At 65.1% G+C, this 26,763-nt stretch carries 30 protein-coding genes; 18 read left to right on the top strand and 12 right to left on the bottom strand.

All coding sequences use genetic code 11. The annotated features are described in order from the left end of the window. Positions 1-54: 54 nt before the first annotated feature. Positions 55-924 carry a PP2C family protein-serine/threonine phosphatase gene (locus tag ACLL97_RS07460; protein WP_411279846.1) on the bottom strand — a complete coding sequence of 290 codons (870 nt, stop codon included), beginning with the start codon at positions 922-924 and terminating at the stop codon, positions 55-57. A 545-nt stretch (positions 925-1,469) separates the two neighbouring features. Next, positions 1,470-2,651 (bottom strand): PepSY-associated TM helix domain-containing protein, encoded by a 1,182-nt coding sequence (locus ACLL97_RS07455; RefSeq protein WP_411279845.1) that lies wholly within the window; start codon positions 2,649-2,651, stop codon positions 1,470-1,472. Between the two features lie 142 nt (positions 2,652-2,793). Here ACLL97_RS07455 and ACLL97_RS07450 point away from each other — a divergent pair, with 142 nt between their 5' ends. Both ACLL97_RS07450 and ACLL97_RS07445 read left to right on the top strand, forming a co-directional pair. Continuing rightward, positions 2,794-3,861 carry a patatin-like phospholipase family protein gene (locus tag ACLL97_RS07450; protein WP_411279844.1) on the top strand — a complete coding sequence of 356 codons (1,068 nt, stop codon included), beginning with the start codon at positions 2,794-2,796 and terminating at the stop codon, positions 3,859-3,861. 248 nt (positions 3,862-4,109) lie between these two features. Then, entirely contained in the window at positions 4,110-4,934 is an 825-nt protein-coding gene (locus ACLL97_RS07445) for a matrixin family metalloprotease (protein WP_411279843.1), read from the top strand. Positions 4,935-4,952: 18 nt separating this feature from the next. Here the strand turns inward: ACLL97_RS07445 and ACLL97_RS07440 are convergent, their stop codons facing one another. The 3 genes from ACLL97_RS07440 to ACLL97_RS07430 are packed head-to-tail and all read right to left on the bottom strand — an operon-like array spanning position 4,953 to position 7,571. Beyond that, positions 4,953-6,179: a PDZ domain-containing protein gene (locus ACLL97_RS07440; protein ID WP_411279842.1), complete on the bottom strand. Its 1,227-nt coding sequence runs from the start codon at positions 6,177-6,179 to the stop codon at positions 4,953-4,955. Beyond that, the gene (locus tag ACLL97_RS07435) at positions 6,179-7,006 is read right to left on the bottom strand and encodes a hypothetical protein (RefSeq protein WP_411279841.1); all 828 of its coding nucleotides are present in this window, start codon (positions 7,004-7,006) and stop codon (positions 6,179-6,181) included. The genes ACLL97_RS07440 and ACLL97_RS07435 overlap by 1 nt, the downstream gene beginning before the upstream one ends. Continuing rightward, the gene (locus ACLL97_RS07430; protein ID WP_411279840.1) at positions 6,987-7,571 is read right to left on the bottom strand and encodes an RNA polymerase sigma factor; all 585 of its coding nucleotides are present in this window, start codon (positions 7,569-7,571) and stop codon (positions 6,987-6,989) included. Before ACLL97_RS07430 ends, ACLL97_RS07435 begins: the two co-directional genes overlap by 20 nt. Positions 7,572-7,768: 197 nt before the next feature. On the opposite strand from ACLL97_RS07430, the gene ACLL97_RS07425 reads away from it, so the two are divergent. Next, positions 7,769-9,229 carry a serine hydrolase domain-containing protein gene (locus ACLL97_RS07425; protein ID WP_411279839.1) on the top strand — a complete coding sequence of 487 codons (1,461 nt, stop codon included), beginning with the start codon at positions 7,769-7,771 and terminating at the stop codon, positions 9,227-9,229. 43 nt (positions 9,230-9,272) lie between these two features. After that, complete coding sequence (locus ACLL97_RS07420) at positions 9,273-9,656, top strand: metal-sulfur cluster assembly factor (RefSeq protein ID WP_411279838.1); 384 nt, start codon at positions 9,273-9,275, stop codon at positions 9,654-9,656. Between the two features lie 12 nt (positions 9,657-9,668). Here the strand turns inward: ACLL97_RS07420 and ACLL97_RS07415 are convergent, their stop codons facing one another. Continuing rightward, a complete protein-coding gene (locus tag ACLL97_RS07415) occupies positions 9,669-10,232 on the bottom strand; it encodes a signal peptidase II (protein WP_411279837.1) in 564 nt (187 codons plus the stop codon). Positions 10,233-10,527: 295 nt separating this feature from the next. Further along, the gene (locus tag ACLL97_RS07410; protein WP_411279836.1) at positions 10,528-11,697 is read right to left on the bottom strand and encodes a ribonuclease D; all 1,170 of its coding nucleotides are present in this window, start codon (positions 11,695-11,697) and stop codon (positions 10,528-10,530) included. Between the two features lie 112 nt (positions 11,698-11,809). Here ACLL97_RS07410 and ACLL97_RS07405 point away from each other — a divergent pair, with 112 nt between their 5' ends. The 3 genes from ACLL97_RS07405 to ACLL97_RS07395 are packed head-to-tail and all read left to right on the top strand — an operon-like array spanning position 11,810 to position 14,580. Further along, on the top strand, positions 11,810-13,126 hold the full coding sequence (locus ACLL97_RS07405) for an AI-2E family transporter (RefSeq protein WP_411279835.1): 1,317 nt from the start codon (positions 11,810-11,812) through the stop codon (positions 13,124-13,126). Then, entirely contained in the window at positions 13,123-13,929 is an 807-nt protein-coding gene (locus tag ACLL97_RS07400; protein ID WP_411279834.1) for an alpha/beta fold hydrolase, read from the top strand. Before ACLL97_RS07405 ends, ACLL97_RS07400 begins: the two co-directional genes overlap by 4 nt. A gap of 45 nt (positions 13,930-13,974) precedes the next feature. Then, the gene (locus ACLL97_RS07395; protein ID WP_411279833.1) at positions 13,975-14,580 is read left to right on the top strand and encodes a methyltransferase family protein; all 606 of its coding nucleotides are present in this window, start codon (positions 13,975-13,977) and stop codon (positions 14,578-14,580) included. Positions 14,581-14,658: 78 nt separating this feature from the next. Here ACLL97_RS07395 and ACLL97_RS07390 read toward each other — a convergent pair whose 3' ends face one another. The 4 genes from ACLL97_RS07390 to ACLL97_RS07375 form a co-directional block, all read right to left on the bottom strand. Beyond that, positions 14,659-14,922: an indolepyruvate ferredoxin oxidoreductase subunit alpha gene (locus ACLL97_RS07390; protein WP_411279832.1), complete on the bottom strand. Its 264-nt coding sequence runs from the start codon at positions 14,920-14,922 to the stop codon at positions 14,659-14,661. A 98-nt stretch (positions 14,923-15,020) separates the two neighbouring features. Then, positions 15,021-15,371 (bottom strand): YhbY family RNA-binding protein, encoded by a 351-nt coding sequence (locus tag ACLL97_RS07385; protein ID WP_411279831.1) that lies wholly within the window; start codon positions 15,369-15,371, stop codon positions 15,021-15,023. Then, the gene (locus ACLL97_RS07380) at positions 15,355-15,846 is read right to left on the bottom strand and encodes a M23 family metallopeptidase (RefSeq protein ID WP_411279830.1); all 492 of its coding nucleotides are present in this window, start codon (positions 15,844-15,846) and stop codon (positions 15,355-15,357) included. Before ACLL97_RS07380 ends, ACLL97_RS07385 begins: the two co-directional genes overlap by 17 nt. A gap of 164 nt (positions 15,847-16,010) precedes the next feature. Further along, entirely contained in the window at positions 16,011-16,424 is a 414-nt protein-coding gene (locus ACLL97_RS07375; protein ID WP_411279829.1) for a hypothetical protein, read from the bottom strand. Positions 16,425-16,684: 260 nt separating this feature from the next. Here ACLL97_RS07375 and ACLL97_RS07370 point away from each other — a divergent pair, with 260 nt between their 5' ends. The 9 genes from ACLL97_RS07370 to ACLL97_RS07330 all read left to right on the top strand — a co-directional run bounded on the left by ACLL97_RS07370 (position 16,685) and on the right by ACLL97_RS07330 (position 23,923). Next, positions 16,685-17,371, top strand: a complete 687-nt coding sequence (locus ACLL97_RS07370) for a helix-turn-helix transcriptional regulator (RefSeq protein ID WP_411279828.1) — start codon at positions 16,685-16,687, stop codon at positions 17,369-17,371. Beyond that, positions 17,368-18,801, top strand: a complete 1,434-nt coding sequence (gene sufB / locus ACLL97_RS07365; protein ID WP_411279827.1) for a Fe-S cluster assembly protein SufB — start codon at positions 17,368-17,370, stop codon at positions 18,799-18,801. The genes ACLL97_RS07370 and sufB overlap by 4 nt, the downstream gene beginning before the upstream one ends. Before the next feature lie 48 nt (positions 18,802-18,849). Further along, a complete protein-coding gene (sufC, locus tag ACLL97_RS07360) occupies positions 18,850-19,596 on the top strand; it encodes a Fe-S cluster assembly ATPase SufC (RefSeq protein WP_411279826.1) in 747 nt (248 codons plus the stop codon). Positions 19,597-19,616: 20 nt separating this feature from the next. After that, positions 19,617-20,948, top strand: a complete 1,332-nt coding sequence (sufD, locus tag ACLL97_RS07355; protein WP_411279825.1) for a Fe-S cluster assembly protein SufD — start codon at positions 19,617-19,619, stop codon at positions 20,946-20,948. 90 nt (positions 20,949-21,038) lie between these two features. Beyond that, positions 21,039-21,500 carry a Fe-S cluster assembly sulfur transfer protein SufU gene (sufU, locus tag ACLL97_RS07350; RefSeq protein WP_411279824.1) on the top strand — a complete coding sequence of 154 codons (462 nt, stop codon included), beginning with the start codon at positions 21,039-21,041 and terminating at the stop codon, positions 21,498-21,500. Then, complete coding sequence (locus tag ACLL97_RS07345) at positions 21,497-21,829, top strand: Rieske (2Fe-2S) protein (RefSeq protein WP_411279823.1); 333 nt, start codon at positions 21,497-21,499, stop codon at positions 21,827-21,829. The genes sufU (ACLL97_RS07350) and ACLL97_RS07345 overlap by 4 nt, the downstream gene beginning before the upstream one ends. Positions 21,830-21,874: 45 nt before the next feature. Then, positions 21,875-23,101 (top strand): aminotransferase class V-fold PLP-dependent enzyme, encoded by a 1,227-nt coding sequence (locus ACLL97_RS07340; protein ID WP_411279822.1) that lies wholly within the window; start codon positions 21,875-21,877, stop codon positions 23,099-23,101. A gap of 13 nt (positions 23,102-23,114) precedes the next feature. After that, a complete protein-coding gene (gene sufU, locus ACLL97_RS07335; RefSeq protein WP_411279821.1) occupies positions 23,115-23,567 on the top strand; it encodes a Fe-S cluster assembly sulfur transfer protein SufU in 453 nt (150 codons plus the stop codon). Between the two features lie 62 nt (positions 23,568-23,629). Next, on the top strand, positions 23,630-23,923 hold the full coding sequence (locus ACLL97_RS07330) for a YciI family protein (RefSeq protein WP_411279820.1): 294 nt from the start codon (positions 23,630-23,632) through the stop codon (positions 23,921-23,923). Positions 23,924-23,931: 8 nt separating this feature from the next. Here ACLL97_RS07330 and ACLL97_RS07325 read toward each other — a convergent pair whose 3' ends face one another. Next, on the bottom strand, positions 23,932-25,122 hold the full coding sequence (locus ACLL97_RS07325) for a phosphodiester glycosidase family protein (protein ID WP_411279819.1): 1,191 nt from the start codon (positions 25,120-25,122) through the stop codon (positions 23,932-23,934). A gap of 410 nt (positions 25,123-25,532) precedes the next feature. Here ACLL97_RS07325 and ACLL97_RS07320 point away from each other — a divergent pair, with 410 nt between their 5' ends. Beyond that, positions 25,533-26,117: a YqaA family protein gene (locus tag ACLL97_RS07320; protein WP_411279818.1), complete on the top strand. Its 585-nt coding sequence runs from the start codon at positions 25,533-25,535 to the stop codon at positions 26,115-26,117. Continuing rightward, on the top strand, positions 26,117-26,763 hold a 647-nt coding region (locus ACLL97_RS07315), incomplete at its 3' end, for an HD domain-containing protein (protein WP_411279817.1). The genes ACLL97_RS07320 and ACLL97_RS07315, both read left to right, overlap by 1 nt.

The following is a 26,763-nucleotide window of genomic DNA, read 5'->3' as shown; positions in this document are numbered from 1 at the left end:
ACGGGAGCCGCGTCACGGGAGCCGCGTCACGGGAGCCGCGTCACGGCAGCCGCGTCACGGCAGCGCGCGACCCACCACGACGGTCACGTTGTCACTACCACCGCGCTGCAGCACGAGGTCGAGCAGTTCATGACACAGCTGCTCGGCCGACGTCATCCGCCCGATAGCCGAGCCGATCTCGTCGTCGGTAACATGCTTGGTGAGACCGTCCGAGCACACCAGCGTCACCGTGCCGCGCTGGCCGACATCGACCCGGGAAATAACCGGCAGCGCCTCCTCGGCGCCGATGGCGCTGGACAGCACGTGATTGAGCGGCGAATTCTGAGCGCGCTCCGGGGACAGCGCGCCGCGGTCGACCATTTCCTGCGCAATCGTCTGATCACGCGTGACCTGTCGCAGCACGCCATCATGATACACGTAGCAGCGGCTGTCACCCACCTGCACCACGTACAGCCACGGCCACACCACGATCGCGACCGACAGCGTGCTGGCCATGCGGCGCCCTTCAAACTGCGCCTCGGCTTGGGAACGTACGCGGTTGTGCGCCTCGATGGCGGCATTGCGCAGCGCTTCCGTGAACTCGTGTTCGCTGGCCGAGCCGACGGTATGGTAGCAGCGCATCGCCGACGCGAAGTACTCCGTAACGGCAATCGTCGCCAAGCGGCTGGCTTCACTACCGTCCACGCTTCCGCCCACGCCGTCGGCCACCAGCATGATCGTGGCGAGGCGCTCGCCGCGAAGTGTGATCTGGTCGATCGTGGGCAGGCTGGTCGAACGGACGACCACCTGCGGATGCACCGTGCAAAGCAGGAAGTGATCCTGATTGTTGGTGCGGACAAGCCCCTGATGCGTGATCCCGAAGAGATCGAGTTCATCGTCCTTCGGACGAGGGAGCCCGGCAATCTCTGATAGCGGTGACGTCATGGCCTGACTATCGCACCACGGGGCAGTCGGCGGCAACCGCCAGACTCGACCATGTTGGCAAATGCCGCACAACTTCTCGTCGGCTGCCCCACGCAGTGAGCACATCGGCGCACCGGAGTCGCAGCACGCCGGATACACGGAAACGACACGGGATGAGCTACGAAGCGAAGCGAATCTGGTTCGTCGGGGCCTTTTGTGGGTAAATCTCGGCCAAGACGCCGCTGAACAGTCTTACCGCGAATTCCGGCGGCACCATCGGCGCTGGCCGATGCGTGCGTTGGGGTGTCGGTGCGCTGCGGCGACCGGTCGCGGGCACACACTTCATACGAAGGTGTCGGCCAAAATCCACCCACACGAAATCCCGAAGACCCCGATCAAGACGCGCCGTTCAGTCTATTCAGTGCATCGTCCAGTGTAATCCGTGGTTTCCGTGTTCCGGCGGTTGCTGTCGCGGTTGCTGTCGCGGTTGCTGTCGCGGTTGCTGTCGCGGTTGCTGTCGCGGTTGCTGTTTGTGCTACTGGATTCCTGCTCCGCGTTCTGTGCTTTCAGGCGATCGCGGAGGGGCGGCGGCGGCGCTGCCAGGCGCGAACGCGGCGGAGCGACAGCGCGATGCCAGTGACGACCAAGACGGCGCTGCCGAGTGAGATCAGGCCGGCGAGCGTTTGCCCAAACACGCCGAGCACTTCACCAGTGTGCGCGAAACGGAGGATGGAGCGCAAACGGCGGCCGCGGCTCTGCATGGCGAAGGACTGCCGTGCGGAGACCTGCCCCTCTCGGTCGATGACAACGGTCGTTCGCTTGTGGGGTTCGCCTCCCATGCCGCGGTCCAGCGAGAAGGACGCGTCCGCCTCGAGCGCAGTGGGCAGCGTGAGCGAGATCGTGCGCCAGTTGGGCACCTGACCCTGCGCCACGGCGAATCGGGGCTGCAGGGAGCCAGGGAGCGCAGGGAAGCCCTCTCCACGGGGAGCCTCGCCACCTGCGCCGTCACTGACCGGTAGTGTGCTGACCGGCGGGCCCGACGCTGTGCGCCCCGGAGGCGCTTCACCCGCCACCCGGAACACCAGCCCGCTGGCCCACGGATACGAGATGACAACCCCCGACGCCACCACGATCACCAACGGGATGGCGCTCCAGAAGCCGATCACGTTGTGCCAGTTGAAGTCACGCGCTTTGCTCGTGAGACCACGTCGGAACCAGGCCACATTGCGCACCGCGCTCCATCGGAGATTGGGCGGCCACCACAGCCACATGCCACTCAACACGATCAGCAGAAAGGCCAGATTTGCCGCGCCCGTTGCAGCGCGCCCCAAATCGCGCGTGTCCCCCTTGGCAGCGAGCCATCGATGCCAGTCGGTCATCATCCGGAAGAATCCACGCATCCCGGCGGAACCCGTGCCGAGCAGCTCAGCCGAGTAGGCGTTGGCGAAGATCCGCTTGTCGCGTCCGAACTGTATTTCCACCGGCATGTTCGCCCCTTCGCGCCACACGATCGCCGTCGGCGTGGCCCGCTCGGTTGCCGCAACGCGGGCCAGCAGCGTATCGGCCGGGAGTGGCGCCTGCCCCACGGCCGACGGCGCGCCGTCGAGACGTCGCACATCGGCCCACACGGTCATCTGCTTCTGGTACGTGAGCAGGACGCCGGTCACGGCCATGATGAACACCAGAGCACCGGCGGCGAGACCGATCACGAGGTGCGTCCAGAAGAACAGTTGGCGAATGAGGCGCACGGTCGGCTTAGTTGAGAATGATTCCCATGAAGGAATTTATAGTTAACCGTATCATTCCGAGTACGTCAATCGGGTATCGCGCACAGCTCACGCGATGCTATTCGCGGACACCTCGCCCCGCGAGGGCATAAGATTTCAGGGAATGACCTCCCTGCTCACCCTTCGCGCCGGTCCCACCGCCCTTGCCCACCTTCGTGCGCACGGCGGGCTCCGGGCCGATCAGATCGACATCGTGCCCGGGGCCTCGGGCGGCGCGAAATGGATCGGCATCGCGGGACTCGATCGCTATCTGTTCGGCCACCTGTTGCAGCAGCCGCGCGCGCAGCCGCTGCACCTCATCGGCTCGTCGATCGGCAGCTGGCGCATGGCCTGTCTCGCCCAACGCGACCCGGTGGCCGCCCTCGCCCGCGGACACGAGGCGTACATCTACCGCCAGCGCTACTCGCCGAAGCCGCTGGCGAGGGAAGTGAGCGACGTGCTCACGCGCGCCCTCGACTATCTGCTTGGCGAACAGGGCGTCGACGAGATCCTGTCGCATCCGATGTTCCGCCTGCATGTGATCACCGCCGAGTCGCGCGGGATCGCGGCGAGTGATCGCCGGCCCGTGTTGGCAACAGCGATGGCGCTCGCCGCCGCTGCCAACCTGGTGACGCGACGCTCGCTCGCCTGGCAGATGCGACGCACGATTTTTCATTCGGCCGGCGATCACTCACCGTTCCTGCATTTGTGCGATTTGCCCACCGTGCACCGCACGCTCACCCCGAGCAATCTGCGCGCCGCGCTCCTCGCGTCGGGGGCGATTCCGCTGCTCATGGAAGGCGTGCGCATTCCCGGAGCGCCCGGCGTGCATTGGGACGGCGGCGTTACCGACTACCATCTCGATCTCGACTACGGCATGGGTCCCGGGCTCGTGCTGTACGCGCACTTCTACGATCACGTGGTGCCGGGGTGGTTCGACAAGTCGCTTCCGTGGCGTCGCGCCGGTTCCACGAATTTTGCGCGTACGCTGCTGATCGCGCCGTCACCAGCATTCCTCGCGTCCCTGCCCGGTCGCCGCATTCCCGACCGACGCGATTTCTTCGATTTCACGGAAGCCGAGCGGATGCGCCGCTGGCAAACAATCCTCGATGCCAGTACCGCGCTCGGCGATGAGCTGCACGAGTTGATCGAGACCGGACGGCTCGTTGATGCGGTCGTGCCGTGGGCGTGAGCAGGTCCGCGCGCGACCGGCATCGCGCCTCGCCGCACTCGCCTCACAGCGGCCCGAGATCCGGTTCGACCCGCGGGGCGGCGGCGTGATGGCGACGACTGGGCAGACACGCGGCGTGACCTGCCTGCGCCAACGCTCGTCGTCCATCGAGCGGCGGACGTGTTCCCTTTTGGGAAGCCCCCGACGCGTTCTTCGCTTCGGTGCCCGCCTTCCTCGCCGAGGGATCACCAGACTCCTGACGCGACTCGATGAAGACCGCAGAAACGCTGCTCGCTTGTTGTGTGGTCGGCCTGGCCTGCTTCATTGGCGGGCAGTCGGTCGGCGTGCGCACCTTGTCCACACGAAGCGAGGCGGCCGGTGCCATTGACGAGCGCGGCCCTCGCCCCCCCCGAGGCCTCCGGATCGCGGTGGACAGCGGACTGATCGTACCGCGAGCGTTGCCGCACCGCGAAGAAGTGCTGGTGGCCTCGTCGTTGCTGGTTCGCCCCGCTCGTCCGTCGATTTCGGCTGACGAGATCCGTCGTCGCCTCGCGCCCGGCATCGGCGGCACCTACATGAACGCGCTGCTGAGGTCACGCGATTCGACGCTGACCCGCTGGCCCGACCGCATGACGCGTCCGCTGCGGGTGTTCATTCGCGACGGCGATGCGATCGAGGGGTGGAAGCCCGACTATCTGCCGGTGGTGCGCGATGCGTTCGCCACGTGGGTGCAAGCGGGTATTCCCGTGCGATTCACATTCGTGATCGATTCGGCCAGTGCCGATGTGCATGTGCGCTTTACGAGCTCGTTCGCCAACGGCATCAGCGGCAAGACGATCTGGAGCCGCGACGCGGCGTACTGGCTGGTGTCGAGTGACATTCAGCTCGCCGTGTCACATCCGGGCGGCGGGTTCGTCACGCCACCACAGATGCGCGCCATCGCGTTGCACGAGGTCGGACACTTACTCGGTCTCGATCACGCCGAGTCGTCCGACGACATCATGTCGGCACGCGTACGGGTGCGTGAGCTCAGCGAAACCGATCGCGCGACCGTGCGACTGCTGTACGCCGTTCCCGCCGGAAGCCTGAAGTAGCGTTTCGTGCAGCGCTACCTACCAGCGAAGCGTGACCGTCCGGGTGCCGCTAGCGCGTGAGAGCACGGTGAGCCGCACTTCCCGCGCCCCGACACCGGCGATCGCGCGACGCAACGCCTGCACATCCCGCACGGTCGCCCCGTTGACGGTGCGAATGATTTCGCCACCGCGAAGGCCAGCCTCCGCGAACGGTGACCCCGGCGATACGCGCAGCACGAGAATGCCGGGCTCGAGTCCGAGCACCTCGGCAAAGTCGTCATCGACGGTGGAGAGCTGCGCGCCAAGCAGCACCGCGACCGCATTCGTGGACACGGTGCTCGTGATCGGGGCCGACGAAGCCGTAGATGGCCGCGCCGACGAAATCATCAGCCGACCGCTCAGCGCCCACGGCGCGTCCGGCGGCTGGGCCAACGCCGTGACATCAGGCCCGCGCATCAATACGATCTGCCGTTCTACTTTGCGCGCCACGACGGCCACCGGAATCTCGCGCGCTGTGCTGCCGCGTTTCACGCGCAGGCGCACCGTCGCTCCCGGTGCCAGCATACGCTGATAGTTCACGGCGCGCTGCTTGAGATCGCGACCATTGTACGCCAGCAGGGTGTCGCCGGCGAGCACTCCGGCACGCGATGCGGGCGAACCCGCATCGACCGTTTCTACCACGGGATAGTCACAGTGACTCACCAGTACGCCCTCCGGCGTGACCGTACGCACCTGCGCCCCGAGTAACCCGACGCCCATGTAGCCGGTCTCGCGCCCATCCCGCCCTGACTGCGCTTCAATCGCCGCGATGAACGCCGTGATCTGCGGTTGCAGCAAACGAATGTTCGCCTGAATCTGCGGAACGCTCACGCTGTCGCGACGGAGCACGGTGATCACGTCACCGTCCGGACCATCACGGTGTTGCACGCGGACGATAATCGTTTGCATGAGCGAATCGACGCCACGTTGCACCTGCGTGATGCGCTGGACATCGACGCCCTGAAGCTGTTGTTGTTGCTCCATCGTGAACGCGGCGCTTTCGAGCTCACGCTTGAAACGCAGCAGCGCCATCCCTTCAGGGGCATTGACGAGCGCCGACGGCGTCGCCGCGAGCTCGGCGCAGGCATTCGCCGCGGAGCTGGCGATGATCGTCCCGCGCAGGCGCGTCGGCGTGTGCACCGTACTTTGCGCGCCAACGGTCCCGGCACCGAGTGCACCGACGGTACACAACAGTCCAATCGCGGAAATTGACTGGAAGCGCATCATCAGTATCGCTCGATGGTCTTGCCCACGGGCAGCGAGGTGCCGAGCTGCTGCAGCGTGGCTTCGCGCGCGGAGAACGCGGCGAGATAGTACTGGTTGAGCACCGGATCCTGCGGTGCATCGCCGAGAGCCGCGCGGGAGGCTGCCATCATCTGATCGAGCGCGGCGAGACGGGCGCGGTACACGTCGGAGTCGTGCGGCCGGCTGTCGTTGGCGGCCAGCCACAACGACGCGCGTTCGTAATCGCGCTGCGCGCGAGTCAGCAGGCTGGTGGCTTGATCGACCGACGCGAATTCACCAGCCGCGCCGTAGGTAGCCGGGCGCAGCGAGACATCGCCGAGCCCCAGCGATTCGGCCATCACGCCGGCCACGCTGGCCGAGCGATCGGGCGACAACAGCGGCGAAACGGAGCTGATGCGACCAAGCACTGCCCCACCGACCATCAGCGCCACCGCGGCCGCCGCGCGCAACGACGAGCGCGACCACCACGGGGATGACAACACGGGGGAACGTCGAGTCGCGACGGCGATCGGCTCCGTGGTCGGTGCGGCCACGGGTGCGGCGATCGGTGCCGAATGTGGTGCGCCGAACGACCCGGCGATTGGCGCGACGTCCTGCCGCAGTCCACCGGCAATCGACTCCCACGACGACAGGCGGTGTCCCGTCTCGGCCGCATCGCGCGTGACCAGCGCGCCGGCCAGCTGTACGAGCTGAGCGTATGCCGCGACCTCGCGACGACAGCTGGCGCAGGCCGCGACGTGCACCCGCTCCTCGGCCGTGAAGCTTTCGTGATCGAACGCGGCGAGCCGCTCAGAATCCAGGTGCTGCATAGCTGCGATCCATGCCGGTTGATGAGGTTTCGACGAGCGGGGCGAGCAATCGGCGGAGCTTCGCACGCGCCTTGAAGAGTTGCGACTTCGATCCGCCGGGAGTGATCCCCAGCTCCGTCGCGATTTCTTCGTGGGTATAGCCTTCCACATCGTGCAGCAAGAACACGGTCCGCGCGCCGGGTGACAGCTTACCCGCCGCCTCGTCGATCGTTTGCGCCAGCATGCTGCGATCGGCGTCCTGTTCGACGTAGGCCGAATCGTCCTCGATCGCCGTTTCGGTCGCGGCGAGCCGTTTGGTGCGCCGCAGCGCGTTCAGCGTACGATTGATGGCCACGCGATGCACCCAAGTGCTGAACTTCGCGTCTCCCCGCCATGACGGGAGGGCGCGAAAGATCTGGATCCAGACCTCCTGCGCGATGTCCTCGGCAAGGTCGGGATCGGCGGCGAGTCGACGGACGACGGCATCCACATGCGCCGAGTGCTGATTCCACAGCAGGCGCATGGCTCGCTCGTCACCCTCGATCGCCCGGCGGACGATAGCGGCGTCGGTTTCCATGGGTTCCATCGAATCTGTCACCGAATGTCGCGAAGGGGTTTCCTGCGACCGCAGATGCAGCGAGATCACCAAATCGGCGTTGCCTTCCGCGAACCTGATCGTGAAAACAGGGTAGAGTCGCTTGACGGGCGCCGCGGTCCGTCTTAAATGCCCATGGTGGGTTTGTTCGCCCACCGCTCGTTCTTCTCCCTACGGCCGGCCACCTCATGGTGTTACTGCTCGCCGCACTCGCGATCGCTGCTGCCGACATGACGGCCACCAGCGGGCTTCCCGAACGGGAACCGGCGGCGGTCGGTATGTCCTCGACCCGCCTGTCCACGATCGATCGCGTGGTCCAGCGGGGGGTCGATGCCGGCGGATATCCCGGCGCCTCGGTGGTCGTGGGACGGAAGGGGTATTCGGTCTGGTCGCGCGGCTTCGGCTCGCTCGATTGGAGCGGACGCACCCGGGTCACGTCGCGGGAAAGCATCTACGACTTGGCCTCGCTCACCAAGGTGGTGGCGACCACCACGGCCATCATGGTCCTCTACGACGCGGGCAAGGTCGATATCGATGCCCCCGTGTCGCGGTACCTCCCCGACTTTTCCGGCGGACTGCGCGATCAGGTGACGGTGCGTCATCTGCTCACGCATCGTGCCGGTCTTCCCGCGGGGCGTGAACTCTGGCGTATCGCGAAGACCCCGGCCGAAGCACGGGCGGCCGTGCTGGCCTCGCCGATCCAGTGCGCGCCCGGCAATTGCTACGAGTATTCCGACCTCGGCGCTGACCTGCTGGGCTTCGTCGCGGAAGCGGCCAGCGGCCAGACGCTCGACGCGTTTCTCGCGCGCAGTGTGTTCGCGAAGTTGGGTATGACTGATACGCATTTCCGTCCGGACGCCATGGCGTCGGTGCGAACGGCGCCCACCGAGATTGCGCCCCCGCGTGGCTATCCGTTGCGCGGCGAGGTGCACGACGAGAATGCCTATGCCCTCGGTGGCGTGGCCGGACATGCGGGACTGTTCAGCACCGCCGAAGATTTGTCGGTATTCGCGCAGATGCTGCTCGACGGCGGGGTGTACAACGGCGTGCGGGTCGTCTCCGATTCGGCCGTGGCGCTGTTCACAAAGCGAGCGGCCGGCCATCGGGCATTGGGCTGGGATACCTGCGACGGCGGGGCGGGCTGCGGCCAATACATGTCGGAGCGCGCGTTCGGACACACCGGGTTTACCGGTACCTCGCTCTGGATCGACCCCGATCGGCAGATGTTCGTCATTTTGCTCACCAACCGGGTGCATGCCGCCCGCGCCCGACGCCCCAGCAAGGTCATCGCCGATGTCCGAAACGACCTCGCCGACGCGGCCGTTCTGGCGGTGATGGACGACCCGACTGGCGTCATGGCCATGCCAGTCAGCTTCCGCGCTGATCGTGCACAAGACTGGAACCGTCCGCTCCGCTCGAGCCGAGCCAGCAGTGTGGCCTCGCGCCGACGCGCCGCGGCCGCGAGGCGGGCATCGGGCAAGCGCGCCGCCGCCACGAGGACAACGGCGAAAAAGACGACGTCAAAGAAGTCCAGAGTGAAGTCGGCGGCGAGCACGTCATCTGCGTCCAAGTCCTCCGCGAGCGCGACCAAGAAAAAGACGCCGGTCAAGAAGGCCGTGGTCAAGAAGACCACCCGCAGAAAGCGGTAACGCAGGCGGAACAGGGACTGGACTGGTCGGTTATTGTTCTTGCATGGATCAGAGCATAGACCCGACACCTGCCGCCGAGCCCGTGAGTCCAGAGATCTCCGACGGGGCCCCGCAGGATTCCACCGGTGGCGCGATTTCCGCCGACCAGGCGCGTTTGGTGCTGCGCCGCGTAAAGGACCCAGATCTCAACATCAACATCGTTGATCTCGGGTTGATCTACGACGTGCACGTAAACGGATCGAACGTGCAGGTCGACATCAGTCTCACGTCTCCGGGCTGTCCGTCGGGCCCGGAAATCATGGGCGAGGCGGAACAGCAGCTGCGCCTGATCCCTGGCATCGGCGACGTCACGATGAACCTGGTGTGGTCGCCACCGTGGACGCCGGAGCGCATTGAGCCCCGGGTCCGCGCCTACATGGGCTTCTAGCTCAACCCACGATCAGGACAGCTCGACCGCCAGCGGCGCCGCGCGTTGTGCCCGCTCGGCGCGCACCATGCGGAGCAGCCGCCAGGCTACAGGCGCCAGCATCGCCGCGCCCGTCCATAGCGCAAAATCGGCCAGGTTTGCCACAATGGTGGTTTCGCCGGTCAGGCGAATGGCCAGGAAGTCGGCCACGCCGTCGGGGCCGAACAGCATGCTGAGGAGGTTGCCGACGGCACCGCCAGCCACGAACGCCAGCGCTCGCGTGGCCCGTCGGTCAACCGCGGCCATCGCCTGCACCACCGACGCGATCAGACCAACCGCCAACAGCGTAACCAGTACGTTGAGCTGCCACGTATATGGGCCGATTTGGACTCCTCCGGCGCTTCCCGTATTGAATACGACAAACAGCGAGAAACGATCGCTGAACGGCACGACGCCGGTGGAGCCCAGTGACTGCACCGCGACGACCTTGGCCAAAAGATCGACGGCGGCAACCGCAGCCGTGATGCCGATGAATCGGCCACGAACGGTGTCGAACAGGCCTTGGACGCGTGAAGCGTGAAGCGTATCGAGTCGCATGCTGATGGGCGGCGGGAGGATCACACAGACCCGAGTGGGTCTTGCCTGCTCCCTAGAGCACTCTGCGTGCCGTGTCGACATGAATACATTATCACTTGTTCGGCCGCCGCTGTCGCGCTCGCTGAGCGACTTAACTCATTGTTTTTTAGTCGCTTACATCGTATCGCACCCGGTCGGCGTACTCCGGGCGACCCGAGCGATCCAAAGGCGATGTGTAGCGTGAGAAAGACACTTCGTGCGCCTTCGAAACGGTCGTGGCGACCGCGCCACAATGCGGTGGGGCGGGCAGAGAACCCTATTCTACCTTGTATGGCGAGTCGGAAACCGTGGCGAACGGCGCCAGCGCCTTGACGAAACCTGGGCCGAGGACTTCGGCTTGCCACTTCCGGAGCTCGGGGAGCTCCTGCAAGTCATCCACGTGACGTGGACGACGGCGCGCCACCGCTTCCATGCGATCACGCGAGCACAGCACGCCCGGATCGAGATCGAGATCGGAGGCGACGACGTCACGCACCGCCTTGAGCCGCGCGACGCGATCGTCGAAGTCTGCTTCACGATCCCATCGCGCCGCCTTCGGAAAGCGCGGCAGATCGGCGTCGGCCACCTCGTTACCACGCGCGATGGCCTGCAGCGCGTCTAGTGCACGGGCGTCATTCATGCCGCGCGGGAAGCCCTTCACGGCGAACAGCGCCTCCCGCGACGCTGGTGCGAGGCGCACGAGATCGAGCAGCGTTTCGTTGCCGGCCACGCGGAAGGTGGCGCGATCGAGTTCGGCGGCGATGGAGTCGCGCCACTTCACCAGTTCGCGAAGACGGCCGAGTTCACGACGCGTGAGATCACGGGCGCCCTTCATGCGGAGAAAGCTGTTCTCGGCCTGATCAGGATCCCACCGGGTGGTTTCCGCGCGCACGAATTCTTCCTGCGCCCAGTGCCAGCGCCCCTTGGCCAGCAGTTGCTGATGCAGCTGGTCGCGAAGTCCGAGCAGGTGGCGTGTGTCTTGCGCTGCGTAGTCGAGCATGTCCGCCGTGAGCGGACGCATGCTCCAGTCGGCGCGCTGATGCTTCTTGTCGAGCTTGAGGCCGAAATACTGTTCCAACAACGCCGCCAAACCAAATGCCCGAATTCCCAGCAGCTGCGCGGCCACGCGTGTGTCGAACAGATTCCTCACCTGCCATCCGTAATCCTGATGCAACAAACGCAGATCGTAATCGGCGTCGTGCAACACGATTTCAACCTGCGGATCTTCGATCAGGGCGCCCAATCGGGCCGGCTTTCCGATCGGCAGCGGATCAATCACGGCTTCGTGACGATCGGTCGACAGCTGCAGCAGGTAGATCCGGTCGACGAAGCGGTGAAAACTCGCGCCCTCCGTATCGAGCGCGAGGGCACGAACCGGCGAAAGATTCGCGAGGAACTGATCGACGGAGTCGACCGTATCGAGATAGAGCGGAGCGGATGCTGACATGGCGATCGGAAAGGTACATCGGTCCGCTTCACAGAGGGGGGAAATTGCGGAAGGAATGCGACTTGTACCTACCACTCCGCGTCGGCGTGTCCTTCGCAGTAGTTTCGTCGATATGACGATTATCGATCAGGATCTGCTCCCCGAGCCGCTGTCCCCCGAGCGGCGAGGCTGGCGTACGGCCGATCTCGCCCGGGCAGCCATCGTTGCCCTTGCCGTCTGGTTCGGGCTACAGCTGGTCTGGTCCGTGAGCTCGCTGGTGTTCCTCGTCTTTCTGGCCACGCTCTTCGGCCTCGCGGTCGGCAGTGGGGTGGACTACCTGGAGCGCTTCAAAATCCGACGCGGAATCGCGTCGGCGCTGATCGTCCTCGGCGCACTGGGCACCATCGGGGGCGTGTTGGCCTGGACGGCGCCCACGCTCATCGAGCAGGGCAAACAGCTCCAAAGCGACTTTCCGGAAGCGATTCACAAGCTGCAGACGTGGATCGACTCCAAGCGGACCGGGCTGGTTGGTACGCTGATCAAGTCGGCGGCGACTCCGCCGGCCGGTGCTGGCGGTTCGGCGGTAGCGGCTCCCGTGCCCGCGGGGACGCCAGTGACCATCGCGCGAAAGCCGACCGCGGCGCAGGCGATGCGCCAGGTGGCCGACTCGATCGCGGCGTCGCCGAGCGAGGCAATCAAGAAGCGCATCACCGACGGGCTAGGGGGCGCGACGCGCTATCTGTTCTCGTTCGTCTCGAACACGCTGGCCGCCGTGGCCGCTTTCGTCTTGCTGGTGTTCCTCGCGATGTACATCGGCGCCGAGCCGGAGGTGTATCGCGGGTGGCTCCTGTCGGTAGTTCCGGCGACATCGCGGGCGCAGGTACGTCTGGTGCTGGCGGAAATCGCGACCGTGCTGCGCAAATGGCTCGTCACGCAAATGATCGCGATGGTGGTGATCGGCGTGGTGAGCATGATTGTGTTGCTGATCCTGGGGGTGAAGGCGCCGTTCGCGCTGGCCTTTATTGCCGGGTTGTTCGAGTTCATCCCCACGGTAGGCCCGGTCCTGAGCGCGGTGCCAGCGGTGCTGATGGCCTTCGTGGACTCGCCCGAAAAGGCGCTCGCCGTGCTGATCGCCTATTGGGGGATTCAGTTTCTCGAGAACAACCTGCTCATTCCTTATCTCATGCGCGGCGAGATGGACCTGCCGCCGGCCATCACGCTGGTCGCGCAGTCGCTGATGACGCTGGTGTTTGGCTTCGTTGGACTGATGGTCGCGGTCCCACTGACGGCAGCGGTTCTGGTGCCGCTGCGCATGATGGCCGAGCGGGAAAATGCCCGCGAGAAGGCGATGGTGCGACAGAGCAAGCTGAAGGACATGGCGCGCGCTGAGGTGGATCCGGACCTGGTGATGGATCAGGCGGACAGCGGTCCAACTCCGAGCGCGTCATGATCGCGCAACTTCCAGGATATCAGGTCGGCTTCGACGATAGTGGCGAAGGGCTGCCCGTCGTCTTCCTGCACGGCTTTCCGCACGATCGAACCTTGTGGACGGCCCAGCGCCTGTCGCTGTCGCCCCACGTGCGCTGCATCGTGCCCGATCTGCGGGGCTTCGGGCATTCAAGCACACACGGCCCGTTTTCGATGGACCAGTATGCCGATGACGTGGTGGCGTTGCTGGACTGGCTCGGGATCGAGGCGGCCGTGGTGTGCGGCCTGTCCATGGGGGGATATGTCGCGATGGCGATGTGGCGTCGGCACCCTGAGCGGATCAGCGCCCTCATTTTCTCTGATACCAAAGCGGGTGCCGACGACGAGGACACTCGGACTCGGCGGGACGACCTGATCGCAATGGTAAAGCGTGACGGCTCGCGGGCGATCGCCGACGCCCAACTGCAGGGGATGCTGGGACAGGAGTCGCGTGCGCGACGTCCCGACGTGGTGAACACGATCCGGGTGATGATGGCACGTCAGTCGGTGGCGGGGATCACGGGGGCGCTGCAGGCGCTCCGGGACCGTCCGGACTCACGGGAAACGGTCGAGACGATTACCGTTCCCACACTCGTGGTGGTGGGAGAAGACGACGTGCTGACGCCAATCAAGGAGGCGCGCGCGATCGCCGAAGCCCTTCCTGCTGCGGCGCGCGTCCGCATGGAGATCATTGCGGGGGCGGGTCACCTGCCCTGTGTCGAGCGACCTGCGGCAACGACGCATGCGCTCTCCGATTTCCTCGCGACGCTCGCCGATTCGGTCTGACCGACTCGAAGACGGCGCCTTTCACATCGCTCTATTCCGCCGTCGATGACTGCTCCTGTTTCCGAAGCCGAACGTTCGCCTGCCGCCCGCATTGGGCACGTACTGTTCAAAAACCGCGGCTGGCTTCCCGTGCCGTTTCTGGCTGTGCCGCTGCTGGTACCTGGTGTGCAGTCGCCGCAGAACTGGATTGCCGGCCTGCTGCTCGTGCTGCTCGGCGAGCTGGTGCGAACCGCGGGCGTCGCCGCGGCGGGCACAGTGACGCGTCGTCGTTCACGCGACGTGCAGCGCCTCGTGACGTACGGTGCGTTCGCGTGGTGCCGCAATCCGCTCTACGTGGGCAATTTCCTGGCGTGGATCGGCTTCACGGTGGTGTCGGGAGTGAACTGGTTCATTCCCGTCGCGATCGTGATCTTCGCCGTCGAGTACACGCTGATCGTGCGCTATGAAGAAGGCGTGCTGGAATCGATCTTCGGCCAAGAGTATCTGCAGTACAAGGCGCGCACGCCGCGCTGGTTCGGTCGTCCGCCCAGTGGCAGCACGGACGGACAGCACGATTGGGCCGAGGCGATTTGGAGCGAGCGTTCGACGGTGCTGCAGTATGTGGTGTTGTGCGGACTATTCTGGCTCAAGAACCGCGGCTGGACGTTTTAACGCGTTCGAGACAGGATACGACAGCGGGCCGCGACATGATGTCGCGGCCCGCTGTGCCTACACGAATTCGAACTCGCCCTAGCGCGTGGGGCGTCCCGGCGGATTCGGTGCAGCGAAGACGTCCTTGTTCTTGCCGATGGAGCTCTTGAGCTGCACGGGCACGTCTTCTTCGGGGAAGATCGCAGTAACGGGGCACTCCGGCTCACACGCGCCGCAGTCGATGCATTCGTCGGGGTGGATGTAGAGCTGGTCCTCTCCCTCGTAGATGCAATCCACGGGACAGACGTCCACGCACGACTTGTCCTTGACGGAAATGCAGGCTTCAGTAATGACGTAGGGCATGAGCGAAGTCTCGGGTCCGACGCAACCAGGAATGGCAGCGATTGAGAAGGGAAGATACTCGACCGTGCACGCGCGACAAGCGGAACGGGGGCGGGAACTTATCCGCGCCAGGGCGGCGTGTCCGCGCGCTTCAAGTCCGGATTCTCGCGATAGAGCGTGAACGTGCGACCGATGACCTGAATCACCTCGGCGCGTGCGCGTTCGGCGGCATCACGGGCGGCCTCTTTTGCCGTCAGGTCACCGGCCTTGGCCACCTGCAGCTTGACCAATTCATGCGTGCGCAGCACGTCATTGAGACTGGCAAGCAGCGTCGGCGTGAGTCCGGCGTGACCGATGTGTACCTGCACGTTCAGGTGGTGTGCTTCCGCGCGCAGCGCCGCACGGTCCTTGCCCTTCATGCTCATGAATCCCTCGGGCGCCTGCGAGCCGGCGTCATGGACGCAGGGCATCGAGCGCAAAGAACGAAAACGGGTTGATGGCAGGACCGTCCCACCATGCGCGCCCCACGGCCCGCTTCATCACCTGAAAATGGAGATGCGGCGTATCCGGTGGTGCATTGCCCGTCGTTCCAACGTAGCCGATCACCGACCCCTTGGCGACTCGGTCGCCCACCGCCAGCCCTCGTCGATAGCGCTGGAGGTGGGCGTAGTAGTACACGAATCGCTGGTCCGCAGCGTACGCGTAGATCACGATCCCTCCCACCGGCCCGGAGAACAGGCGGCCGATGATGAGATCATCGGAGGCCACGACAGCGGTGTAGCGAGGGGCCACAATATCGAGCGCCCCGTGAATGCCGGACCCGCGCTTGGCCGTGTAGTTGTCTCGCAGCGAGCCGCGAGGGATCCCTTCCACCGGGACCATGAGCTGTCGCGCCCAGAGGGCGTCCAGGTCGTCGGCGTCCACTCGCCAATCGAGCGGCCCCACGTGCGGTGGCGTCGGACCAATCGGCCCCGCCGCGGCCGATCCGGGTACCGCCAGTGATCGTGCGGGCTCCGGCTCAGGCCGGATTGCGCGGGTAGACGAACAGGCGGCCAGCATCGACCACAGCGCGACAGCGGTCGCCGACCGCGCCGGCGAGCGCCACGCCCTCACCCCTTGACCACTTCCGGGCGGAAGAACGGCTCGAGGTAGCGCAGCAGGTCGTCCACCGAGCGCACCTTCACCTTCAGCTCATCGAGCTCGTTTGCGCGCGGCAACCGCGCACCAGCGCGATCGGCAATCACGAGCACGGCGTCCTCGAGATCGAGATCGATCAGGGCGTATTCGTGCTCGAGATTGTCATTCGGATTCACGATGTAGTGCGGCCCCACGGCGCCGTGGCGCTCGGCAAGATACGCATACACCTGCGACAGCAGCAGCTCAGGATAGCGACCGCGAAACGCATCACGAAAGCGCGACAACCCGTCGCGCTCGATGGACGCCTGATTGATGCGCTGCGCGCGAATCAGCGCGATCAGTCCGATGAGCAGTACGAGGAAAGCAACGATGACAGTCAGACGCACGACGTTCGATGCCTCCGGTAGGAACTGCGTGGGGAAGGGGCTGCGTGCAATCGCGCAACGCCGATATGCTACTCGTTTACGGGCGTTGGCGCGATGCCGCTGACAAAATTTCCCGGAACCCGAAGACTGTCCCGTACCATCGGGTCCAGACTGGTCCGCTTCGACGCAAATGGCTGATCTCGCTTGTACCGCGCTCGGTGGCGGTAATTCGTCAACAGATTCGTTGACGTAATGACCAAAGCCGAGTTATACTGTCCCTGATGCAGGATGTGATCGGAGCGTTGGGGGGATTTCGAGGGGTGCGAGCCGAATTGCTGGTGGCGCTGAAGAAAGCGCAGCCGCTCACGGCGCACGAGCTCGGCGAGCAGTTCGGCCTCACGGCCAACGGCCTCCGTCGCTACCTCAAGGCCCTCGAAGAGGATGGCTTGGTGCGCTACGAGCGCGCAGTGCACGGCGTCGGTGCGCCGGTGTTCGCGTACTCGCTGACGCCGGCCGGTGAAGCCCTCTTCCCCCGCAGCTACGTCTCCGTGCTTGCCACCGCGCTCGATGCGTTGCGTGCCGAGCAGGGGTCGGCGGCGGTGGCCGGTGTGTTGGAGTGGGAATGGAATCGGCTGGCCGACGAGGCCGGTCCGATGCTGGCGTCGCTGCCGCTCGAAGAACGTATACCGTTGGTGGCCGAGTTGTTGACGGCGAAAGGGTACATGGCGGAGGCGGTGCAGATCGACGGCGCCGAGGGGGAACCCGCGGTGACCACGCTGCGCATTCACAATTGCGCGGTGCGTGAAATCGCCGAGCGGTTTCCAGAAGCGTGCGCGGCGGAAGCAAAGTTCGTGGAGCGGCTGCTCGGCGTTCCTCTGGTGCGCGGCGCGCATCGGAAGGACGGCTGTGGCCGATGTGAATACGGCGTGTTGAGCCACCTTTTGGCTGATAAACAGGAGCAGGCATGAGTTCGACCATCGAGTCGCTGGTCAATCGCGAATACCAGTACGGCTTCACGACAGATTTCGAGGCGGAGACGCTCCCGCCCGGCCTGTCCGAGGAGACGGTACGCTTCATTTCGGCGAAAAAGGACGAGCCCGCGTGGCTGCTGGACTGGCGGCTGAAGGCGTTCCGACGCTGGCTCACGATGACCGAGCCGCATTGGGGCAACGTGCAGTATCCGCCCATCGACTATCAGGCCGCGAGCTACTACTCCGCGCCGAAGTCGGTGAAACCGCTGGCGTCGCTCGATGAGGTCGATCCACAGCTACTCGAGATGTACAGCAAGCTCGGTATCTCGCTGAGCGAGCAGAAGCGTATGAACGGCGTCGCGGTCGATGCGGTCATCGATTCAGTGTCGGTCGGCACGACCTACAAAGAAGAGCTGAGCAAACACGGGATCCTCTTCATGTCCTTCAGCGAAGCGGTGCGCGAACATCCTGAGTTGGTCCAGAAATACCTCGGCTCGGTCGTGCCCTACAGCGACAACTTCTTCGCGGCGCTGAACAGCGCGGTGTTCTCCGACGGTTCGTTCTGCTACATCCCGAAGGGTGTGCGTTGTCCGATGGATCTGAGCACGTATTTCCGTATTAATGCGGCCGACACGGGCCAGTTCGAACGGACGCTGATCATCGCCGACGAAGGCTCGTACGTGAGCTATCTGGAAGGGTGCACCGCGCCCAAGCGCGACACCAACCAGCTGCACGCGGCCATCGTGGAGATCATCGCGCTCGACGGCGCGACGGTGAAGTACAGTACCGTGCAGAACTGGTACGCCGGCGACGAGAACGGACTGGGCGGCATCTACAACTTCGTCACCAAGCGGGCGAAGGCGATGGCGAACGCGAAGGTGTCATGGACGCAGGTGGAAACCGGTTCTGCGATCACGTGGAAGTACCCGAGCGTGATCCTGCAGGGCGACAACAGCGTGGGCGAGTTCTACTCGGTGGCAGTGGCGAGCAAGATGCAGCAGGCCGACACGGGCACGAAGATGATCCACATCGGCCGCAATACGAGGTCCACCATCGTCTCGAAGGGCATTTCGGCGATGAAGGGACAGAACAGCTACCGCGGCAAGGTGCAGATTTTGCCGAAGGCCGAGGGCGCGCGCAACTACACGCAGTGCGACTCGATGCTGGTGGGCAATGCCTGCGGCGCACACACGTTCCCGTACGTCGAGGTGGGGAACAACAGCGCGATCCTCGAGCACGAAGCGAGCACCAGCAAGATCGGCGAAGACCAGATCTTCTATCTCAAGGCGCGCGGGCTCGACGCCGAACAGGCGGTCTCGATGATCGTGAGCGGGTTCTGCAAGGAAGTCTTCAAGGAGTTGCCGATGGAGTTCGCGCTCGAAGCGCAGCAGCTCCTCGGCATTACACTCGAAGGATCTGTCGGTTAACCGACTCCTTACCCCCGTACTCCCTACTCCCTACTTCGCTCTTACTCTATGCTCGTCATCAACGATCTCCACGCCGCTATCGACGGCAAGCCGATTCTGAAAGGCATCACGCTTACCGTGAACGCCGGCGAAGTGCATGCCGTCATGGGTCCCAACGGCTCGGGCAAAAGCACGCTGGCGCAGGTACTGGCTGGCCATCCGGCGTATGAAGTGACCGGCGGCTCGGTGACGTACAACGGCGTCGATCTGCTGGAGCTGGCACCGGAAGTGCGCGCGCAGCACGGCGTATTCCTGGCCTTTCAGTATCCCATCGAAATTCCGGGCGTGACCAACGCGTATTTCCTGCGTGCCGCCTACAACGAGATCCGCAAGGCGAAGGGCCTCGAGGAAGTCGATCCCATGGAGTTTCTCGACGTGGTCGAAGAGAAGCTCAAGCTGGTGGACATGGATGTGAGCATGATGAGCCGCTCGGTGAACGTGGGCTTCTCGGGTGGTGAGAAGAAACGCAACGAGATCCTGCAGATGGCCGTGCTACAGCCGATTCTCTCGATTCTCGACGAAACCGACTCCGGCCTCGACATCGATGCCTTGCGCATCGTGGCAAACGGCGTGAACGCCCTCAAGCGCCCGGACAACGCCGCGATCGTGGTCACGCACTATCAGCGTCTCCTCAACTATATCGTTCCCGATTACGTGCACGTGCTGGCCGGTGGCCGCATTGTGAAGTCGGGCGACAAGTCGCTCGCGCTGGAGCTCGAGGCCCGCGGATACGACTGGGTGTTGGAGGCGGCGTGAGCACTTCCGTGAGCACTGCCGTGAGCACTGCCGTGAGTACCACGGTGTCCTTCCAGGAACAGGCCAACGCGTTCGCCACTTCGGTGGCCGACGGCGCCCCTGCCCCGCTCACTGCATTGCGCGCCGCGGGCGCCGAGGCTTTTGCGCGCCTGGGGTTCCCAACGACGCGTAACGAAGACTGGCGGTACACGAGCGTGTCGGCGATCGCCCACACACCGTTCGTGGCGGCGCTGGAGCGCACAGTGGGAACGCTCGACGCGGCGGCGCTCGAGCCGTACACGTTCGGTGGCACGTGGCCGCTGGTGGTGTTCTACAACGGCCGCTTTGCGCCGGCGTTGTCGTCGATCGATTCGCTGCCCGACGGCGTGCGCGTGATGGACCTCGCCACAGCGGCCGTGCAGGAAGCCGAGTTACTGGCGCGTCACCTCGGCGTATCGGCGCCGGCCGACCGTGATGGGTTCACGGCGCTCAACGCCGCGTTCGCCGGCGAGGGTACGCTGATCCACGTGGCGAAAGAAATGGTGATCGACGTGCCGGTGCACATCCTGCACGTGACCGACGCCCACGGCGCCGGAGTGATGAGCCATCCGCGTCATGTGGTGATTGCCGAGCCGCATGCGAAGGCGTCGGTGATCGAGAGTTATGTGTCGCTGGCCGACGTGGCGTATTTCACCAATGCCGTGGTTGAAGTGTCGGTGGACAACGGCGCCACGCTGCAGCTGCTGCGTATTCAACGGGAATCGCCCACGGCGTTTCACGTGGGCACGGTGGAAGCGCGTCAGGGTCGCGACAGTCACTTCATGGCGTTCACCTTCCAGACCGGTGCCGCGCTCTCGCGCAGCAACGTGTTCACGGTTCTGGCGGGCGACGGCTGTGGCACCACGCTGAACGGCTTGTACATGCTGGGCGACGCGCAGCACGGCGATCATCAGACGCGCGTGGAGCATGTCGCGCCGAACTGCTTCAGCCGCGAAGCGTATAAAGGCCTGCTCGACGACGCCTCGCACGGTGTGTTCAACGGCAAGGTGTACGTGCACCCCGAGGCCCAGAAGACCGACGGCAAGCAGACCAACAACACGCTGCTGTTGTCGAAGGGCGCGCAGATCGACACCAAGCCGCAACTGGAGATCTTCGCGGACGACGTGAAGTGCACCCACGGGGCCACGGTCGGTCGCATCGACGAGACGGCGCTGTTCTACCTGAAGAGCCGCGGCATAGGGCAGTTGCTGGCGCGTCAGTTGCTGATGTATGCGTTTGCGGCCGATGTCCTCGAGACGATCGAGAACGAAACGGTAAAGGAAGCGCTGGAGCAGCTGACGATGGTGCGGTTTACTGGTGCTGTGCACCACTAACGGCGACGTACGGGGTAGGGGGTAGGGAGTACGAGGTTGCTCCGAATTCCGCTCCGTACGCCGTAGTCCGTACCCCTACTCCCTACTTCGTTGTCAGACTTACAAGAGCTCTACCAATCCGTCATTCTCGACCACAACCGCAAGCCGCGGAATTTCGGCGCGCTCGAGGGCTCGAATCGGGCGGCGGACGGCAAGAATCCGCTGTGCGGCGACGAAGTCCATGTGGCGCTACACGTCGACGGTGACGTCATCACCGACGTGAAGTTCACCGGTCACGGTTGTGCGATTTCCAAGGCATCGGCGTCGCTCATGACGTCGACGGTCAAGGGCAAGACGCGCGCAGAAGCGGAAGCGCTGTTCCTGCGCTTCCATGCGCTGGTGCTTGGGCAGGACGCCGGTGGAGGCAAGGATCTGGGGCAGCTGGTCGTGTTCTCCGGTGTGTCGCGCTTTCCGGTGCGCGTGAAGTGCGCGTCGCTGGCATGGCATACGCTCAAGGCGGCGCTCGACGACGGGCCAACCGAAGCGGTCCCGTCGGTCAGTACTGACGGGTGAGTGTGCCCGCAGGGTTTGTCCGTGCGGCGGCGCTGCGCGATATCGAAGCCGGACTGCCGGTGGGTCTCGTGCTGAGTGACGGCCGGCGGGTTTGTCTGGTGCGCAACGGGGACGCCGTGCACGCGGTCGAGGACCGTTGTCCGCACCGGGACTTCGCGATCTCCGGCGGTGATCTGGTCGAACCCTGCGTGCTCGAGTGTCCGTGGCACGGTGCGCGCTTCGATGTGCGGAGCGGAGCGGTGCTCTCCGGTCCATCCACCGACGATCTCGGGACGTATCCCGTCGAGGTCGACGATGGGGATGTCTTTGTCGGGCCGCGTCGTTCGTAGCGCGCCGGTCGCTCTTCCGTGGCTCGTTCGTATTTGAGAGGTTCTATGTCGCTCACGTCCCTGGCGCCCCGCGCTGATTTTCCGTTGCTCGCCGCCAACCCGGCGCTGCACTACCTCGACTCGGCCGCCACGTCGCAGAAGCCGGCGGCGGTGCTCGATGCGCTGCGCCATTTCTACGAAACGGCAAACGCCAATCCGCATCGCGGCGCCTACGCGCTGTCGGGGCTGGCCACCGATGCGTACCACGATGCCCGCGCGACCATCGCGCGATTCGTGGGCGTGGCCGACGCCGACTGTCTGATCTTCACGCGCGGCACCACCGAGTCGATGAATCTCGTGGCGTCGAGCTGGGGTGGCGCGCACGTGGGGCCGGGCGAGGAGATCGTGGTGTCGGCGCTCGAGCACCATGCGAACTTCGTGACGTGGCAACAGCTCGCGTTGCGCACCGGCGCCACGCTGCGCATTGTGGAGCTCACGCCCACGCAGACCATCGATCTTGATATGCTGCGCGACGTCGTCGGCGCGCGCACCAAGATCGTGGCCATCACGCATGTATCGAACGCGGTCGGCTCGATCACACCGCTGCAGGATGTGGTGCGCATCGTGCGCTCGCGTTCAGCGGCCGTAATCGTGGTGGACGGTGCCCAGGCGGTCCCGCACCTGCCCGTCAACTTTGATGCGCTCGACATCGACTTCTACGCCTTCAGCGGTCACAAGCTGCTGGGGCCGATGGGTATCGGCGTCCTGGTGGGGCGGCGCACGCTGCTGGAGGCGATGCCGCCCTATCAGTTCGGCGGCGACATGATCGAGTGGGTGCGCGACACCGACAGCACTTGGAACGTGCTGCCGCACAAGTTCGAGGCCGGCACCCCCAACGCGGCCGACGCAGTGGCCTTGGCGGCCGCCGTGCGCTACCTGGAGGGCTTGGGCATGGATCGGGTGCGCCAACACGAGATCGCGCTGCTGGAGGCCGCTGAGGCCAGCGTACGGGCGCTGCCCGGTGTCACCGTGTACGGACCGCCGCCCGCCCAGCGCAGCGGCGTACTCAGTTTTTCGTTGGCCGATGTGCACCCGCACGATCTGGCCACGATTCTGGATCAGCATGGCGTGTGTATCCGGGCCGGCCACCACTGCGCGCAGCCGCTCATGCGGCGGCTCGGCGTGAGTGCCACGGCGCGGGCCAGCTTCTACGTGTACAGCGACGGCCGCGATGTGGACGCCCTGGTGGGCGCCCTCACCGCGGCGCAGCAGCTGTTCGCAACGGTCGAGTGAGCACGTGAACACGGTGGCGCCTTTCACGGCCAGCATCGCGGCGATGTATCAGGATGCCCTCCTGGCACACCACCGCGCGCCGCACAACCGACGCGTGATCGATACGCCAACGGTGAGCGGGGCGCGCAAGAATCCGGTGTGCGGTGACGAGATCACCGTCATGGTGTCGCTCGCCAGCGACGTGGTGCACGAGGTGGCGTTCATCGGACGCAGTTGCTCGATCGCCACGGCGTCGGCGTCGATGATGACCGATGCCGTTCAGGGGCTCGCGGTCGGCGAGGCGCTGGCACTGGCCGACGCGGTTGACCGGATGCTGCATTCGGCCGGAGGCAGTTCCGAATCGGCTCCGGAGACCTTGCCCGAGTCCCTCACGCCATTGCGCGGCGTGGCGCCGTTCCCGGGCCGACACGGCTGCGCGATGTTGCCGTGGCAAGCGTTGCGCGAGGCGCTCACGGGCAAGCGGTAGGGTCGGGATGGCGCGTGCTGAAACAGTTGACGCGGTACACCCACCGCGTTCCATTGCATGCTATGTACGCACTCGCCATCATCCGCTACCGTCGCCCGTTCGACGAGATCGCTCCGTATGTCGAGGAGCATCGGGCCTATCTCAAGGACCTCAAGGCCCAGGGAATTCTGCTGGCGTCTGGTCCGTTCGATCCGCGGAATGGCGGTGGGTTGCTGTTGCGCGTCGACGACACCGACGCGGTCGCCGCGCTCGATCGCATCCGCGACGGCGATCCCTTTACACGACGCGCGCTGGCCCAGTACGAACTGCTGCCGTGGAATCCGGTGATCGGTAAGGAAGACCTCGACCGGTTGTAGTCGGTGCATTAGCGCGTGGCGCAACTCCCCAACACCGCGAGAGCGTTCCCAACCGGTCGTTCGCCCGTGGGATCGGACGGTTTATTGCGTACGCGAAGCGCACCAGTGGTGTTGTCACGCACGATCATCGCCGAACTTCCACCGCCATCGAGATTGATCGCACGCTGCGCGCCCAGCGACCGCAGCAGCTCTGCCGTTTGCCGGAGCGTCATCCCCACGCTGTAGCCAGGCTGACGGCCGTCGATCACGGCCAGCAACAGTCGCTGCGAATTGCCCACGCGAGCGATGCCCGCCGCGGTGCGCGGATTGAGCCCCTGAAAGCCAGTGTTGCCTTCACGGTCCACGTCGCCGCCAACCACGCTGTCGATGAGCAACACACCGCGTCCTCCCACGGTCTCGCGCGGCCAGAACGGCGTGATGCCCCGCTGCACCGTAACCGTATCGCCCACGACCGCCCGTGCGCGCATGGCTGGCGGTAGGATCAGCAGCAGCGTGTCACCGAGCACCAGCGTATCACCGGGCCGTGCCGTTCGCATCACATAGCGGCCGGCGGCTGTGTCCTGTCGCACCGGCACGATAGGGTCGAGCCGCATCGCTCGGGTGCGCGCCAGCGTATCGAGTGGTACACCCCAGCGGGCGTCCACGAGTCCGGCCCGATTCGGCGCCGGACGATTCCAGTGCTGCAGTTCGACCGTACCGTGGGCCGAGATGACCGCGCCGCTTACGCGCACCGAGTCGATGAACAACCCGCGTTCTGCGTCATATCCCAACAGCACATTGGGGCCGGGGCCGGCGATCACAGTGCCGCGTTCGATGTGGGCGTTGGTAAGCACACCCGGCGGCGCGAACAGAAAGAAATCGGCGTTGACTGCCGCTATGGGGTGCGACGCGGCCGGCAATCGCGACAGCAGCACGCTCGTGGTATTGCGACCCACCGCGGTGGCCTCGCCTTTTACGGCCTGCACGCTGGCGCAGGCCGACATATTCACGTCGAGCACCCACGCGCGCCACGGCGCATTGACATTCACCAGCCGATGCAATCGCACCGCGCGGGAGAGCACTTCGGTCTCGATGGTGTCGGCCACGGTGGGCGGCACCACAAACAGAAACCGCGGCGCACGCCCTGGCACGAGCGAACGACAGGCCGAGAGGAATGGCAGCGCGGCCAGCATCGGCCACAGGAGAGATCGAATTCGCATCGTCGAAATATGCGTCCGGAACGGCAGTCCGGAGTGGCAGCGGACGGGTCGAAGGCAGCCGGAACACGGATGCCGCGGAGTGCACGGAAACAGCACGGATCGGCTCCGGCCGTGCGACGATCAAGCCAGGCTCGCCGACGTGTTCGCCTTTTTTGTTGAACAGCGAGAGACGATCTGGCCGGCACGACCACGGCGCGCGACTCACACGGTGCGGCCTAGCCGTGGTGTTTCCGTGAAATCCGTGGTCTCTGTGTTCCGACTGTTAGGCAGTCCTGACACGGCGTAGCCCTCTCCTTTCGTGAGGTGATCCAGGTCCACAGCGAACACGGATCGCAGGGCTACGGGACGGGTGATTGACGCGAACGCGGGGAGCCGCCGTCCTGTTGCTGGATCGTGCTATCTTTCGCGATATGTCACGCGAGTCGACCTGGCTGGCGCGTACGCATGCGCGCCTCGAGCAATGGGCCAATGCGGGATGGTCGAACAGCGTGGTGTTCGGCTGGGGACTGTTGCAGGGCTGCGTCTTCCCAGGCTTCGCCGACGTGTTCTTCCTCCCGCTGGCGCTCGCGCGTCCTGAACGCGCCTATCGCTACGCGCTGATTGCCACCGCCGGCACCCTGATCGGCAGTATTCTGCTGTACTTCGCCGGTGCCGAGGCGCTCAGCTGGCTCGAGGGGCCGGTGTCGGGCTACTTCGCGCTCGCGCCAGTCACGATCAACGAGTATCGCGATACGTTGGCGCAGTACGGTGGCTGGGCAATCTTTGCCAGCACGATGTCGCCATTGTCGACCAAGCTCACGAGCATCGCCTCGGGTGCGGCGGGCGTGCCGTTTCCGCAGTTCGTTCTGGCGTTGGCTGCTGGGCGTCTCGCGCGCACGCTGCTGTTCGCGTGGTTGGTGCGTCATGGCGGCGCCGACGCGTTGGCCAGGTTCACCAAGCACTCACCCGCGGCTCCATCCGATCCATCGTCAACCACGTCGTCAACCCATTCGTGATGAGTGAGTCTCCCGCAGCGCCGCTTGGCGCCGACTTGCCGGGCACGCTCGCGTTTCTGCGCGCCGCCGAGTCGCTGAAGTACATGACCCGTACGTCGTGGACGTCGGACGGCCGCCAGGAAACCGTAGCCGCGCACAGCTGGCGGCTCTGTCTCATGGCGCTGGTGCTGGCCCCGCACTTCCCCGGAATAGACGTGGGGAAACTGCTCCGCATCTGTCTCGTACACGATCTCGGCGAAGCCATCAGCGGCGATATCTCCGCCGCGCTGCAGGCGTCATTGCCAAACAAGACCGCGCAGGAGCGGGCCGACCTCGTGCAACTGGTGCAGCCGTTGCCGGATGCCGTGCGGGCCGACTTGGTGGAGCTCTGGGATGAGTACGAGGCGGCCGCGAGCCCCGAAGCGAAACTGGCCAAGGGACTCGACAAGCTCGAGACGATTCTGCAGCACAACCAGGGTGCGATGCCGGCGGATTTCGACTTTCTGTTCAACCTCGACTACGGCGCCGCGTACACGCGCGACCATCCGGTGCTTTCGGCGTTACGTGGCATGCTAGATGCGGAAACGCGCCAGCGCGCCGGTGAGCCGGCAGAGTATCCGCCGTCGATACACGACGCATTGCGGCACGACGCATTGCGGCACGACGC

This window comes from Gemmatimonas sp., from assembly GCF_046594945.1.
GTDB lineage: Bacteria > Gemmatimonadota > Gemmatimonadetes > Gemmatimonadales > Gemmatimonadaceae > Gemmatimonas.
Note: the sequence above shows the minus strand (reverse complement) of the source record. Positions and strands in the feature narration are given on the sequence as shown.